Here is a 14,383-nt window from a genome sequence, read left to right as displayed (position 1 = left end):
TTCACGTGGCATGCGGTTGGAAACCGGCCTTGGCCGCGCGAGCCTACCCGCCCCACTTTCTGAAGATGAGCGACGTATTGATACCGCCGAAGGCGAAGTTGTTGCTCATGACGTGGGTCGCCTGCAGCCGGCGCCCTGCCCCGGTGATGTGATCGAGCGCCGCGCAACGGGGGTCGGCATGCTCCAGATTGAGCGTGGGCGCAAACCAGCCCGCACGCATCATCTCGATCGTCACCCACGCCTCGAACGCGCCGCAGGCGCCCAGCATGTGGCCGACATAACTTTTCAGCGAGCTGACCGGCATGCGGCTGCCGAACACCTGGGCCGTTGCCTCCGCTTCAGCGATGTCACCCTGGTCGGTCGCGGTGCCGTGGGCATTGACGTAGTCGATGCGGTCGGCGCCCAGCCCGGCGTCCTCGAGCGCAAGGCGCATGGCGTGGGCCATCGTGCCTGCGCTGGGCTGGGTGACATGCTGCCCGTCGCTGTTGGTGCCGTAGCCGACGACCTCGGCAAGGATGGGGGCGCCGCGCGCCTGCGCATGTTCCAGGTCTTCCAGGATCAGCGTGCACGCCCCCTCGCCCAGCACCAGGCCATCGCGGCCGGCATCGAACGGGCGCGGGGTGGACTGCGGCGCATCGTTGCGTGTGCTGGTGGCATACAGGGTGTCGAACACTGCAGCGGCAGTCGCGTCCAGCTGCTCCGCACCGCCGGTCACCATCACCGTCTGCTTGCCGCTGCGGATCGCTTCATAGCCGGCACCCACGCCCTGGCTGCCCGACGTGCAGGCACTGGAGGTGGTGTAGACCCGGCCGCTCAGGCCGAAGAACACACCGATGTTGACCGGGGCGGTATGGCTCATCATCTTTAGGTAGGTCGTGGCACTGATGCCGGCCGTGCTGAAGTCGTGCAGCATGCGGCTGAAGTCACCCGTTGCTTCATGACTGCCCGACGATGAACCATAGGCGACCCCGGTGCGACCGCTGCGCAGTACTTCGTGCTGCAGCAGTCCTGAGGCGGCCAGCGCCAGCTCGGTGGCGCGTACCGACATCAGCGCGACCCGGCCCATCGACCGCGTGGTCTTGCGGTTGTAGTGGGCGGGCAGCTCGAATGCGTCTGCGGGCGCTGCCAGGCGTGTGTTGAGACCGTCGTAGACGTCCCACTCCGGCATGGTGCGCACCGCGTTGCGGCAGCTGCGCAGGTGCGCCTCGATGGTCGGCCAGTCATGGCCAAGCGGACTGATGGCGGCGGCGCCGGTGACCACCACGCGTCGATCGGCGGCCATCAGATCATGCCCCCGTTCACCGAGATCACCTGGCGGGTGATGTAGCCGGCCGGCTCGGACAGCAGGAACGCGACGGTGGCGGCCACTTCCTCCGGACGGCCGACACGGCCGGCGGGGATCAGCTTCAGCGCATGGTCGACCACTTCTTCGTTCAGCATGTCGGTCTCGATCAGGCCGGGGGCCACGCAGTTGACGGTGATCTGGCGGCTGGCCAGTTCCAGCGCCAGCGCCTTGGTGGCACCGATGATGCCGGCCTTGGCGGCACTGTAGTTGACCTGGCCGCGGTTGCCGGCCACGCCGGACACCGAAGACAGGGTGACGATGCGGCCCGGCTTGCGCCGCCGCACCATCGGCATGATCAGCGGGTGCAGCACGTTGTAGAAGCCATCCAGGTTGGTGTGGATGACCTGGTCCCAGTCGTCCTCGGACAGCGCCGGGAAGGCGCCGTCGCGGGCGATGCCAGCGTTGCAGACCACGCCGTAGTAGGCACCGTGCGCTTCCACGTCCGCGTCCAGTACCGCACGCGCGGCTGCCCGGTCGGCCACGTCGAAAACCAGCACGCGGGCCTGCTGGCCCAGTGCCTGGATCTCGGCCGCCACGGCCTGTGCTTCGTCCACGCGGCTGCGGCAGTGCACCGCTACGTCGAAGCCGTCGCGCGCGATGCGCAGCGCGATGGCCCGACCGATGCCCCGGCTGGCGCCGGTCACCAGCACGCTACGGTCTGCTGTCATGCTTTCCACTCTCCAGATATGCCTTTGCGTCGGTGGGCTCGAAGACCGATACGTTGGCGTTGGCCCATTCTTCATCGCCTGCCAGGATGCGACAGGCGAACATTCCCAGACCGTTGTCGCCGGTCAGTTCGCAGCGCGCCTGCACCCGCAGCCGCGTGCCGACCGGGAACCCGCTGCGGGCGGCGGTGTAGCGCCGAGTACCCAGCAGAAACCCCAGCTGCACCGGGGTGCCGGCCTGCCGCGCCCGGCAACCGGCCCATGCCGCGATGGCCTGCGCCATGTACTCGATGCCGATCCATGCCGGGATGGCGTTCCCTTCCACGAATACGCCGTCTGCCGGAACCACCAGTTCAGCCTCGACCGTGGTGTCGTCCCACCGGACGATGCGATCCAGCAGGCACATGTCGAAGCGGTGCGGCACCACATCCTCTACCGCAGGCATGGGTGCACTCACCGCCGTACCCCTTCCATCGCCAGTACAGCGTTGCTGCCGCCGAAGGCAAACGAATTGCTCAGCGCGCGGGCGGGCATGCGCCCGAGGTTGTCACCCGGCGCAACCAGCGAAAGTGCGGGCAGGGCTGGATCAGCCTCGCCATCCCACCAGTGCGGTGGCAGCTGCTGCGCCGGGTTTTCAGCCAGCACGATCCAGCACACAGCGGCCTCGATCGCACCAGAGGCGCCCAGCGTGTGGCCGGTCAACGGCTTGGTCGAACTGGCCGCTACGGTGGTGCCCAGGACCTGCGCGACAGCGAGGCTTTCCATCGCATCGTTGTGAGCGGTCGCGGTGCCGTGCAGGTTGACGTAGTCCACCTCACCTGCGCTCCAGCGCGCACGCTGCAGTGCCTGCCGCAGAGCGTCGATGGCGCCCCGGCCCGCCGGTTCCGGCGCGGACATGTGGTGGGCATCGGACGATTCGCCCCAGCCAGCGAGCCTGACCGGGCCTGCGTCGCGGCTGAGCACGAACAGCGCAGCGCCTTCACCGATGTTGATGCCGCACCGGTTGCGCGAAAACGGGTTGCAGCGCGTCGCTGAGACCGACTCCAGTGCGCTGAACCCGGCAACGGTGAAGCGGCAGAGTGAGTCGGCGCCACCGGCGATGACGGCGTCGGCGATGCCGGCACGCAGCAGGCGCGCTGCCGACGCCAGCGCCTTGGCGCTGGACGAGCAGGCCGTGGACAGGCTCCAGGCAGGACCACGGGCGCCGCTGCGTTCGCGCACGAAGTGCGCTGCGGTGCCCATCTCCTGTTGCGCGTACGCGAAGCCTGCCGGCCACGCCCCTGTTTCGGCGTGGGCGCGCAGGGCATGTTCTGATTCACCGATGCCGGAGGTACTGGTGCCCAGCACGACGGCGACCCGGTGCGCGCCGTGCCGGGCAATGACGGCCTGTACCGTCGGCGCGATCTGGCCAAGCGCTACCTCCAGCAGTGCGTTGTTGCGCCCGCGCAGGGCCACCGGAAGGTCCTCCAGCGTCGACAGCGGCGTGCGCACTTCGCCCAATGCCAGGGTCTGCCCAGGCAGAAGCGTGTGGTTCTCGCTGAGCCCGCCGGGCGTCTGGGCAAACAGCGCTGCGGCCATTGCCGCCCGGCCCTCGCCCAGTGCGCACACCACACCCAGATCGTTGAGATAGATCTCATCGCTCATGGGGTCGGGCCGTCGGCGGTAATCGACTCGATGCGCAGGCTGTAGCCCTCAGCGCGGTTGTCCAGCTCCAGGCTGCCACCTTCCCTGCGCTGCAGCTGCAGCCAGACCTGGCCATCACGGGAGAGGCTGCGCAGATGGCCATCATCGGTGACCTGCCAGCCCGCCGGCAGTACGGCGGCGATGGCCTGGGTCGGCCACAGCGCGAACTGCAGATCGTCCAGCACGCGTTCGGCACGCACCTGCTGCGGCAGCCAAGGGGCGCGCTGCTGGCTCAGCTGGCGGCCGTCCCACTGCAGGCGCACGCCGGTCTGGCCCATCGCCTGCACGGCCAGCTGCACCTGCTGTGCATCCGCTTCCAGCAATGCCTCCAGATCGCGCTCATGACGGCCGAAGCGGAAATGCAGCTGCTGCTGCAGCGCCAGCGGTGTGGGCAGACTGGCCGGCGCCAGGCGCAGCGGCGGCAGTTCAACCAGGGCGCGCGGTACGCGGCCCGCACAGGCGGCCAGCAGCAAGCACAGCAGCACTGCACTCAGACGGATGGTCAGCCGCTGCACAGTTCCTCCAGGACCCGCATGCGGCGGCCATTGCCGTCGGCCACGTACGGGTTGTCAGTATCCCAGGCATAGCCTGCGAGGATGGAGCAGATCATGTTGCGGATGTCCGTCGGTTGCCGGGGGTGGAAGATGATCTTCTGGAAACCGCCCTGGTACCAGCTCTCGACGAAACGGCGGAAGGTCTTCACCCCCGCACGCAGCGGCACGGAGAAGTCTGCTTCCCAATCGACGGTTCCGCCGGCGTAGTGGCGGCGCAGGCACTCGCTGGCCAGCTGCGCCGACTTGAAGGCGATGGTCACGCCGGAAGAGAACACCGGGTCGAGGAATTCACCGGCATTGCCCAGCAGCGCATAACCCGGCCCCCACAGCGAGCGGACGTTGGCCGAATAACCGGTGATGCGGCGCACCGGCAGCACCGCCCATTCGGCATTGGCCAGCAGGTGGCTCAGATTGGAGTCCTCGCCGACGATGGCCTGCAGCTTCTCCAGATCGTCGCCCTCGTAGCGTTCGAAGAACGAGGGCTCGGCCACCACCCCCAGCGAGCAGCAGCCGTTGGAGAACGGGATGGTCCAGTACCAGACGTCGATGTGCTCGGGGTGAGTGGTGATGAGGATCTTGTTGCGGTCAAACTCGGCGTCGGCGGGAATGTGGTCGCGCACGTGGCAGAAGATCGCGCCGCGCACCGGGAAGTTGGAGGGCGATTCCAGGTCCAACAGGCGTGGCAGCAGGCGCGCGAAGCCGGAGGCATCGAGGATGAAATCGGCCTCAATGCGGTACTCGCTGCCGTCCGCGCGGCGTACGTCGACGGATGGGTGTTGCCCTGGCTCGACCGCCAGCACCTCGTCGCCAAAGCGCAGGGTGGCGCCCATGCGCTGGGCACCACGCGCAAGAACATCGTCGAAGTCGGCACGCTGCACCTGGTAGGTGGTGCCCCAGCCGGGGGAGAATTTCTTCCGGAAATCAAACGCAGTACGCGCTTGGCCGTGCACGAAGGCCGCACCGTTCTTGTGCTGGAAGCCCGCTTCCACCACGTCCTGCAGCAGGCCGGCGGCCTCGATGTACTCCATGCTCTGCGGCAGCAGGCTCTCGCCGATGGAGAAGCGCGGGAACGGCTGGCGTTCCAGCATCAGGACCTGGCGGCCCTGCTGGCGCAGCATGGCCGCCGCTACCGAACCGGCGGGGCCCGCACCGATTATCAGGATCTCGGTGCGCTCACAGGCCGGGGCGATACCGGGTGCGTCCACAGCAGTATTCATCGGTGCGTCCTTGGTGATGCCGGTAGGGCGGGAGGGTCAGGTGGTCGGGCCGTCAGGCGCCGGGCCGTCATGCGGTGGCGGCCGGAACAGCGGCGAAATGAGCCAGACCAGGCCGATGCCGAACAGCAGGGTAAGCCCGAAAGCGCGCAGCGCGGGTGTCTGCGACAGCCCCAGCAGGCCGAACGAAAGCCAGGTACTGGCCGCACCCACGCACACGGCCAACCAGGCACTGGCATCGCCGCGGTGTTCGATCAGGAAGATGCCGTAATCAATGCCCATGCCCAGCAGCAGCATCAGCGCCAGCACGTTGAACAGCTGCAGGGGCTGGCCGAACAGGCCCAGCAGGCCAAGGGTCAGCGCGCCCGCAATGAGGGTCGGGGCAAATACGCGCCAGGCCTGGCGACGGTAGCGCACCCACAGCACACCGAATACCAGCACGATGCCGACCAGCAGCAGCCCACCCATCAGCTTGCGATAGTGGCCAAGCAGCTGCGAGAAATCAGCCGTGCGATCGACCCAGCGCACGCCGGGCAGCCCGTCGGCCGCGCCCTGCAGGGTCGCCAGTGCATCGGCCCGCGACAGGTCGTCCACCATCACCACGCTGATCATCTGCCCGTTGACGCGCCCGGCCCACAGGTAGCGGAACGGCTGCGATGCTGGGGCGGCGAGGAATGCGTCGATGGTCAGTGGCGTTGCCGCGAACGCAGGCCGCGGCAGGGCTTCACCCACGGCGGAGGACACCGCCTCGAGCACACCGGGCTCCACCCTGGCAGTGAGCGCGGCATCTGCCCGCTGGCGCGCCACCGAGGGCAACCAGTCGGTGATGGCACGATAGCCGCCTATACGCCTGTCGCGGGCCAGAGCGCGCAGGCGCTCAGTCAAGGTCTCCTCGCGCTGCAGCAGCTGTTCCGCATCGGCCCCCTGCACCAGATAGAACTGTGCTGGACTGGGCATGCCCAGCAGGCGGCTCAGCCGGATCTGCTGTTCCATCAGCGCCGGCGGGGAAGACTGCAGGCTGCGCAGATCGTCATCACTGTGCAGGCGCGCGATGCCCAGCGCCGCCAGCAGCAGCGTCGCCGCCAGGAAGATGCCCACCGACCGCGCCCCGTGCAGGCGGGGAAAATGATCGAGCGTTCCGCCCAGCCACCGCGAGAAGCGGGTGGGGCGGATCTCCCCTCCGTCCAGCCACGGAAACCAGAAGATTACTGTCAGGAAGGCGGCGGCCAGGCCGGTGACCGAGAAAAGCGCCATCTGCTGCAGGCCGGGGAACGGCGTCAGGCCGAGCGCAAGATACGCCAGCGCACTGGTCAGCAACGCCAGCCACAGGCCTGGCAGTAGATGCCGCAGCAGATGCCAGCGGCGGTTCGCCGGCTCGCCCTGGCGCGAAGCGAACCAGTGGATGCCATAGTCCTCGGCCACGCCCACCAGTGAGGCACCGAACACCAGCGTCAGCACGTGCACCTTGCCAAACACCAGTACCGTCACCGCCAGCGCGACGCCGCAGCCGATCAGCAGCGACGCGGCCACCAGCAGGATCGGCCGCAGTGAACGGAAAGCCAGCCACACCAGCAGCAGTACCGCTGCCATCGATCCCCAGCCGATCGTGTTGATCTCGCGGCTGGCCTGCACGGCGGCTGCTTCGGCATGCAGCGGGACGCCGGCGTGGAGGATCTCCAGATCGGGGGCAACGGCGATGGCTGCCTGGCCGGCACGCTCCAGCAGGCCATCGATATGGCGCTCGCCGTCGAGCTGGAAGGCCGAGCCGGGCGTATCGAACTGCAGCGCGGCCCAGTGCTTGCCCTCGGCTTCGAGCAGGCCGTCATCGCCCAGGCGCAGGCCGGAGCCTCGGGCCTGCTGCTGCCACCATTGCGGCCACAGCGACAAAGGATCCTGCCGCCACTCGGTCAGCCGCGGTGCGCCCATCGGGCCATACAGCGCGCCCAGCGCCTGTTCGGCCAGGGCACCCGGTTCGGCCTGCTGCAGCTGTTCGCGCTGGGCCGGGGTCAGCAGGCGGTCGCGGTATGGCGCGTAGAACGCGCGCGCTTCATCGAACCAGCCTTCGATCGAACCGCTGGGCACCAGCAGCCCGCTGTCGGCATCGCTGGCCATGGCCTTGGCGAAGGCGGCCTGCGCGCGCTTGGCGGCGGTGCCATCGGTACTGCCAAGCAGCACCACCACCTGGCGCGAGCTGCCATCGGCGATGCGCCGGGTGACATCACTCAGCAGGCGGTCGTGCGCATCCTGCGGCAGCAGGGCCAGGATGTCGGTGTCGATTCGAGATTGCTGGCTCCACAGGCGCCATTGCTGCATGCCCATCACCAGCAGCACCAGCAGCCAGGCAATGCCCAGCCAATGCCACCAGCGGCGCAGGCGCTCCGGCCCCTTCCCTGCGGTGCCAGTCGACATATCAGTCAAAACGGCGTGCCTCGTCGGCGGACAGGCTGGCCGGCGCTTCGGTCAGCGCGCTGAACTGGATCTGCGTGCGGTCCTTGTTGGCCTCCACGATCTCCACCTGGCGCACGTAGCGGTCGCCCTGCAGAGTCAGCGACTCGAAGGCCTTGGCCAGCATCGCCGATTTCGGGGTCAGCTTCAGCCGCCAGCCCTGCCCTTCGCGGCTGGCCTGCACGTTGAACTGGCTGGACAGCACCTGCACGTCGCCGCTCATCAGCGCGAACATGATGGCGTTGACCGAGCGCATCGCCGGCTGCTGCCGCGCATCCAGTTCGACGCGGGTGCTGCCATCACGCTGGCGGCTGAGGATGCGGTCGGCGGTGATCACCACTTCGGACGGGAAGGGCTTGAGCGTGGTCCAGATCACGCCATGCTGGCGTGCGACCACGAACTGGCCCTGCGAGCGCAGCGGGTTCTTGAAGCCGCTGACCTGCTTTTGCTGGGTGAACTGGCCGCGCAGCACATCGGGCCGCGCCACCGCCTGGGTGATCGCATCGACGGCGGCATCGGCAGCCTGCACCAGCGGCGCAGCGGCAATCAGCAGCGCGCACAGCAGCACGCGCAGAGACGGGACGAAAGCATTCACGGGGCAGGCACTCCAAGACGCTGCCACAGCACCGGCGGGCACTGGTACAGCATTTCCTTGCTGGCCGCGTCCACCGCGACCTGGATGGTCATCGCACGGGTCAGCACCTGGCCGCTTTCCGCATCGATGATCTCGTATTCGATCTTCAGCCGGTTCTCCCATTCGACGATGCGCGAGACCACGCGCAGCGCCTGGTTGAACAGCAGCGGCCGCACGTACTTCACCCGCGCGTCGACCACCGGCCACAGGTAGCCCGATTCGAGCATCTGCGGGTAGTCGTAGTCATAGCGGCCGAGCAGCGCGCAGCGTGCGATCTCGAAGTACTTGAAGTAGTTGCCATGCCAGACCACGTTCATCGGATCGCAGTCATGGAAGGCCGGGGACAGCGAAATCTCGCCGACCAGTTCGATTGCCTCATTCACCGACATACAGCTCCCAGCGTTGTGCGCGGATCTCCACCAGCAGTTCCCGCAGTTCGCGATCCAGCGCGCGGTCTTCTTCAACCAAGGCGATGCGCTGCCCCAGGTCGGCGTACATGTCGGCCAGACTGCCATGCAGCTGCGCGTTCAGGCCAACCCGCTCGCGCAGGGCCAGGCCCTGGCGTGCGGCGATCAGCATCGCGGCCACCACCTGTTCGGTCAGCTCGATCACGCGCAGGCAGTCGCGCGCGGCGATGGTGCCCATGCTGACCTTGTCCTGGTTGTGGCATTCGGTTGAACGCGAGAACACGCTGGCCGGCATGGTCTGCTTCAGCGCCTCGGCGGTCCAGGCGGAGACGCTGATCTGCAGCGCCTTCAGGCCATGGTTGATGGCCGCGCGCGGGCCGGTAGCCGCCGACAGGTTGGCCGGCAGGCCGTGGTTGTAGCGGGCATCGACCACCAGCGCCAGCTGCCGGTCGAGCAGGTCGGCGACGTTGGCCACGGTGTTCTTCAGCGTGTCCATCGCCAGTGCGATGTGGCCGCCGTAGAAGTGGCCGCCATGCAGGATGCGCTCGCCGTCGGCATCGATCAGCGGGTTGTCGTTGGCGCTGTTCAGTTCGGTTTCGATCAGCTGGCGCAGGAACGGCAGGCTGTCTTCGAGCACGCCGATCACGTGCGGTGCGCAGCGCAGCGAGTAGCGGTCCTGCAGGCGCTGTTCGTTGCGCGGCGGGCGCTCGCTGTGCAGGTCGCTGCGCAGGCGCGCGGCGATGCGGCCCTGGCCCGGGTGCGGCTTGGCGGCGAACAGGGTCTCGTCGAAGTGGTGCGCGTTGCCATCGCTGGACAGCACGTTGAACGCGGTCAGGCGGGTGGCCATGCGGGCCAGATAATCAGCACGCTGCCAGGCCAGGCAGGCCAGGCCGGTCATCACCGCGGTGCCGTTCATGATCGCCAGGCCTTCCTTCGGCCGCAGCTTCAGCGGGACCATGCCGATCTTCGCCAGCACCGGGCCGGCCGGCTGCACCTGGCCTTCGAACAGCACCTCGCGTTCGCCACACAGCACGGCGGCCACGTAGGACAGCGGGGTCAGGTCACCACTGGCGCCCACCGAGCCTTCGGCCGGGATCAGCGGCAGCACGTCGTGCTGCAGCAGGGTGGCCAGGCCTTCCAGCAGCTGCACGCTGACGCCGGACATGCCGCGCACCAGCGAGGCCAGGCGCGCGGCCAGCACCGCGCGGGTCTCGGCCGGGTCCAGGTAACGGCCCAGGCCGCAGCCATGGTAGGTGTAGAGGTGGTGCGGCAGCTCGGCCACCAGCGCCGGCGGAATGTTCACCGTGCACGAATCGCCATAGCCGGTGGTCACGCCATAGATCACCCCGTCCTCGCGCAGCAGGCGGTCGAGGAAATCAGCGCCGCGCTGGATGTGCGCGCGGAAGGCCGGGGCCTCACTCAGGGCGGCGTCGCACTGGCGCTGGGCCAGGGCCACCACGTCTTCGATGGTCAGCGGTGCATCGCCGAAACGGCGCACGGGTACGGCGTCAATCTTCATGAGGAGCCTGATCCCAGAAGGGGAAGAAATTGAACCAGTCCAGCGGGGACTGGATCATCTGCGCTTCCAGCCAGTGCGCGTAGCGCTGGACCAGTGTTGACAGAGCGGCCTCACGGCCGCCGCGCGGCAGCACAAGGCGTTCGGCGAACTGGTCAAACGCCACCCGGTAGCCGTGCCTGTAATGCAGGCAGGACATGGTATACACCGGGCACCCAAGGGCAGCGGCCAGGACGTAGGCACCAATGGGGAACGGCGCGCGGTGGCCAAGGAAATCGGCCATCAGGCTGCGCCCATGGTTGACGGGCACCCGATCGCCGACGATGGCGATGAAACCACCGGCGGCGACCTTGTCAGCCAGGCGCATGGCGGTGGCCGGGCCCATCTCGGTCACCTGCACCAGTTCCACGGCAGCAAGCGGATCCAACCGCTGCAGCAGGCGGTTGAACCGCTGTGCATGGGCCGTGTGTACCAGCACGGTGACGCGGAACCCGGGAACCCGCTCGGCCAGCACCTGGCAAAGCTCCAGGCAGCCGATGTGGGCGGTCAGGATGAGGCCGCCCTCGCGTCGGGCGATGCGCTCGAGCACGATGTCCCGCTGCAGGGTGATGCGCGACGCCGGGTAGCGGCCGCCCAAGGCCAGCAGCTTGTCCAGCATCGTGTCGGCGAACATGAAGAAATGGCGCAGGCTGTCGCGCCAGCGTGGAACACGGCCCAGCACGCCGGTGTGTGCCTGCAGACGCTGCAGGTACTCCAACGATGCGCGGCGGCCGACGCCATTGCCCAGCCAGTGGCAGAGCACTACCGGCCATACGCACGCCCGGAACGGCCAGCGCCCGAACCAGCGGTGCACCCAGCACAGGAACAGGACACCGGCGACCGATGTCGATTCCCCGATGTCCGCCCAGTGCGGAACATCCTGCGCGCGCGCCACTCAGCCGCGCCCCTGCAGCCGATGCCACAGCAGCCGCGGCGCGCGCCGCAACATGCCGAAGAACAAGCGGGCGTGCATGCCGGTAATGCGGACATTGTCCCACCACACATCGAAGTGGGATACGCCATCGCTGGGGTAGGTCACCGCCGTGGGCAGGTGCTCTACGGGCACGCCGCGCCAGTACAGGCGCACGATCACCTCGGTATCGAAATCCATGCGCCGGCCGATCGTCTCCTGCTGCATCAGTTCCAGCACCGGGGCCAGCGGGTACAGGCGGAACCCGCACATCGTGTCGCGCAGGTGCAGCGACAGCGTGTTGATCCAGACCCAGACATGGGTGGCGTAACGCCCATACAGCCTGATCTTCGGCACACTGTCGTCGTAGACAGGAATGCCGCAGATGATGGCCTGCGGATGTGCCCGCGCGGCCGCGACAAAGCGTGGCAGGTCGGCCGTGTCATGCTGGCCATCCGCATCGATCTGCAGCACGTGGCTGCCACCGCGGCGATGCACGTCTGCAAAGCCGGCCAGCATCGCCCCGCCCTTTCCCTGGTTCGTTTCCAGGCGCAGCAGGTGCACGCCTTCGCGTTCAGCGAGGCCGCGCAGGACGCCGGCACAGGACGCCCCGGAGCCATCGTCCACCAGCAGGCATGGCAGCGCGGCGGCCTGCACGCCGTCGACAACGGCGGTAATGGCGTGCCCGTGGTCGTAGACCGGGATGACCACCCAAGGCACGAAGCTCACGCTGGAGGCCATGTCAGGGCGCATCGGTCAGGACCATCCTGCCGCTGGAATGGGTGCCAAGCCCGGAGGTGAAACGGAAGCTGAGGATGCTGCGCACGGCATCCCAGTCCAGCCGCAGCGTCAGTTCATCACCGGGCCGTGCCAGCTGCTGGAATTTCACTGCGTCCATCCGGCTGAAGCCTGCAGGCATGGCAAACACCTGACGGGCAAAGCGCATGGCCCAGTCGACCTGGGCCACGCCCGGCAACACGGCTGCCTGTACGAAATGCCCCTGGAACGGCCGCAGCGCCGGGTCCAGGGTCAGGTGCAGCACGGCCGTCGCGGCATCGCGCTGCTGCCAACGCGCTGCAGGCATGGCGGGCTTGAAGAGTGCCGCCAGGCCCGCCTCGGTCACCTTGCCCTGCGCGTTCACTGGCAGATGCTGCACCAGCCTCCATCGTCGTGGGCGGGTTACCGCATCGTGGCCATGCGCCAGCGCAGCAGCAAGCTGCCGGGTGAAGGCGCGGCGTGCGGTCTCGCCGTGGGCCAGCCGCGCAGCGTCCGCCGGTACCACGACCGCAGCCAGCTGTTCGCGCGCTCCGGCAAGCACCAGCACGCGTGCGTCCTCGACGTCGGAAAGTGACCGCAGCGCCCGCTCCAGCGCATCAAGCGACACACGGCGCTCTTCGATCTTGACGATGCGATCGGCACGGCCCAGCAGTCGGAAGCGCCCGCCAGGCAGAGACTCCACCCGGTCCTGGGTACGCCACCAGCCCTCGCTCTGCAGGTGGGGCGAGGCAACCGACAGGCATCCCTCCTCGATGCGCCAGCGCACACCCGGCAAGGGCTCCCACGACGGTGTCCCGCTCTCCCAGCGCCGCCATGCCACGCCGCCGGTTTCGCTGCTGCCGTATATTTCGGTCGGCGGCACGCTCAGCAACTGCCGCACCTGCTGCGCCGCTTCCTCCGGCAACGGCCCGCCAGAGGAGAACACCGCACGCAGGCGACCATGCAGACTGGCCCAGTCAAGCTGCTCGGGCAGGCGCTTCAGGTGTGCCGGCGTTGCCACCAGCACGCTGTCGGCGGCAGCCAGGGTGCCTACCAGGTCTTCATGGAAAAAACGCCTGGGCTGGATCGCACGACCGGCTGCCAGCGGCCACAGCACCCGGAACAGCAAGCCATAGATGTGCTGGTGCGACACGGTGCCATGCACCTGGGCGCCATCGAGCTGGACACCAAAGGCGGCCTGCAGTGCGTCGACTTCGCGTGCCAGCTGCTCCATGCGCTTGATGATCGCGCTGGGCCGGCCGGTGCTGCCGGAGGTGAACACACAGAGCTCACAGGCGCGCTCATCCAGTTCCTGCAGCGTGCCGTCGGCCGCTGCAGCCGGCCCCAACGGCAGGTAATGGGCGGGAACGTCGCCCGCAAAGCCACTGACCTGCGACTGCAGCGCCTGCAGCGTGGCCGGCAGGTTGTCAGCAGCCAGGAACACGCGCTTGCCGGCGTGCCAGGCACCGAACAGGGCTGCAGCGAAGGCGATGGCATCGTCGAAGTACAGCGCCCAGTCACGGCCCTCCGCAGCGGCGAACGCATCGCGCCAGGCCACCGCACGCTGACGGAAGGCAGCGTGGTCCAGCGCGATGCCGTGGCAGGCGCCCACAGGGCGTCCAGGCCGTGCGGTGACCAGCAGGCCAGGCAGTGCCATCCAGTCACCCATGGCCGTGGGCCGCCTTGACATGGCGGCGGACCACCCATTCAGCCGCAAACAGGGTACCCATCATGATGTAGGCAATGACACCGTTGTAGACCATCCAGGCCCGGTCGGACGCGTACAGGGCGGTGTACAGGGCCAGGCCTCCGTTGAGAACGAAAAAGCCGCACCACACCTGGGTGACACGGCGGGTATAGGCTACCCCGAATGCAGGCAGATCAGGCTCCTGCAGCCGTGCCAGGCGCTCTACCAGGGGCGGGCCGAAGCGCAGGCTGGTGGCAAAGACCGCCAGCATGACTGCGTTCACCAACGCCGGGTAAAGCTTGAGCGGCAACGCCTGGTTGAGCACCGTGGCCAGCCCGGCCAGCAGGCCTGCGCCTGCGGCCGCACACCACCAGAGCGGCTGCCGCGAACCCAGTGCGCGCAGCAGGGCCAGCCCGAACAGCAGCAGCGAGAGCCAGCGTGGCTCGAATCGGCCCATGGCCAGGTAGACCAGCACCGGGTAGGCCAGCGACACCACCCCTACCCCGATATCACGGGCCTTTGCCATGG

Annotated in this window: 14 protein-coding genes; all 14 read right to left on the bottom strand. The window is 68.1% G+C overall.

The window, feature by feature from the left end:
• Positions 1-43: 43 nt before the first annotated feature.
• Genes NQ204_RS09065 through NQ204_RS09000 form a run of 14 tightly spaced genes read right to left on the bottom strand, consistent with a single transcriptional unit; the run spans position 44 to position 14,381 of the window.
• Positions 44-1,282 (bottom strand): beta-ketoacyl-ACP synthase, encoded by a 1,239-nt coding sequence (locus NQ204_RS09065; protein ID WP_116863516.1) that lies wholly within the window; start codon positions 1,280-1,282, stop codon positions 44-46.
• The gene (locus NQ204_RS09060; RefSeq protein WP_256643637.1) at positions 1,282-2,013 is read right to left on the bottom strand and encodes a 3-ketoacyl-ACP reductase FabG2; all 732 of its coding nucleotides are present in this window, start codon (positions 2,011-2,013) and stop codon (positions 1,282-1,284) included. Before NQ204_RS09060 ends, NQ204_RS09065 begins: the two co-directional genes overlap by 1 nt.
• Positions 1,997-2,455 carry a hotdog family protein gene (locus tag NQ204_RS09055; RefSeq protein WP_116863518.1) on the bottom strand — a complete coding sequence of 153 codons (459 nt, stop codon included), beginning with the start codon at positions 2,453-2,455 and terminating at the stop codon, positions 1,997-1,999. The genes NQ204_RS09060 and NQ204_RS09055 overlap by 17 nt, the downstream gene beginning before the upstream one ends.
• An 8-nt stretch (positions 2,456-2,463) precedes the next feature.
• Positions 2,464-3,654: a beta-ketoacyl-ACP synthase gene (locus NQ204_RS09050; RefSeq protein ID WP_116863519.1), complete on the bottom strand. Its 1,191-nt coding sequence runs from the start codon at positions 3,652-3,654 to the stop codon at positions 2,464-2,466.
• The gene (locus NQ204_RS09045) at positions 3,651-4,208 is read right to left on the bottom strand and encodes a DUF3261 domain-containing protein (RefSeq protein ID WP_116863520.1); all 558 of its coding nucleotides are present in this window, start codon (positions 4,206-4,208) and stop codon (positions 3,651-3,653) included. The genes NQ204_RS09050 and NQ204_RS09045 overlap by 4 nt, the downstream gene beginning before the upstream one ends.
• A complete protein-coding gene (locus tag NQ204_RS09040; protein WP_256643636.1) occupies positions 4,196-5,464 on the bottom strand; it encodes an NAD(P)/FAD-dependent oxidoreductase in 1,269 nt (422 codons plus the stop codon). Before NQ204_RS09040 ends, NQ204_RS09045 begins: the two co-directional genes overlap by 13 nt.
• Before the next feature lie 36 nt (positions 5,465-5,500).
• Positions 5,501-7,870: an MMPL family transporter gene (locus tag NQ204_RS09035; protein ID WP_256643635.1), complete on the bottom strand. Its 2,370-nt coding sequence runs from the start codon at positions 7,868-7,870 to the stop codon at positions 5,501-5,503.
• A gap of 1 nt (position 7,871) precedes the next feature.
• A complete protein-coding gene (locus NQ204_RS09030; RefSeq protein ID WP_116863523.1) occupies positions 7,872-8,501 on the bottom strand; it encodes an outer membrane lipoprotein carrier protein LolA in 630 nt (209 codons plus the stop codon).
• Complete coding sequence (locus NQ204_RS09025; RefSeq protein ID WP_116863524.1) at positions 8,498-8,929, bottom strand: acyl-CoA thioesterase; 432 nt, start codon at positions 8,927-8,929, stop codon at positions 8,498-8,500. Before NQ204_RS09025 ends, NQ204_RS09030 begins: the two co-directional genes overlap by 4 nt.
• Complete coding sequence (locus NQ204_RS09020; RefSeq protein ID WP_256643634.1) at positions 8,916-10,466, bottom strand: HAL/PAL/TAL family ammonia-lyase; 1,551 nt, start codon at positions 10,464-10,466, stop codon at positions 8,916-8,918. Before NQ204_RS09020 ends, NQ204_RS09025 begins: the two co-directional genes overlap by 14 nt.
• On the bottom strand, positions 10,456-11,397 hold the full coding sequence (locus NQ204_RS09015; RefSeq protein WP_116863526.1) for a lysophospholipid acyltransferase family protein: 942 nt from the start codon (positions 11,395-11,397) through the stop codon (positions 10,456-10,458). Before NQ204_RS09015 ends, NQ204_RS09020 begins: the two co-directional genes overlap by 11 nt.
• Positions 11,398-12,165, bottom strand: coding sequence for a glycosyltransferase family 2 protein (locus NQ204_RS09010; protein WP_116863527.1), 768 nt, complete (start codon positions 12,163-12,165; stop codon positions 11,398-11,400).
• On the bottom strand, positions 12,155-13,837 hold the full coding sequence (locus tag NQ204_RS09005) for an ApeI family dehydratase (protein ID WP_256643633.1): 1,683 nt from the start codon (positions 13,835-13,837) through the stop codon (positions 12,155-12,157). The genes NQ204_RS09010 and NQ204_RS09005 overlap by 11 nt, the downstream gene beginning before the upstream one ends.
• Positions 13,830-14,381: a COG4648 family protein gene (locus tag NQ204_RS09000; RefSeq protein ID WP_116863529.1), complete on the bottom strand. Its 552-nt coding sequence runs from the start codon at positions 14,379-14,381 to the stop codon at positions 13,830-13,832. The genes NQ204_RS09005 and NQ204_RS09000 overlap by 8 nt, the downstream gene beginning before the upstream one ends.
• Positions 14,382-14,383: the final 2 nt, after the last annotated feature.

The sequence above is a fragment of the Stenotrophomonas testudinis genome (assembly GCF_024499815.1).
Classification (GTDB): domain Bacteria; phylum Pseudomonadota; class Gammaproteobacteria; order Xanthomonadales; family Xanthomonadaceae; genus Stenotrophomonas.
The sequence above is the reverse complement of the archived record's forward strand: the minus strand, read 5'-3'. Positions and strand labels throughout refer to the sequence as shown.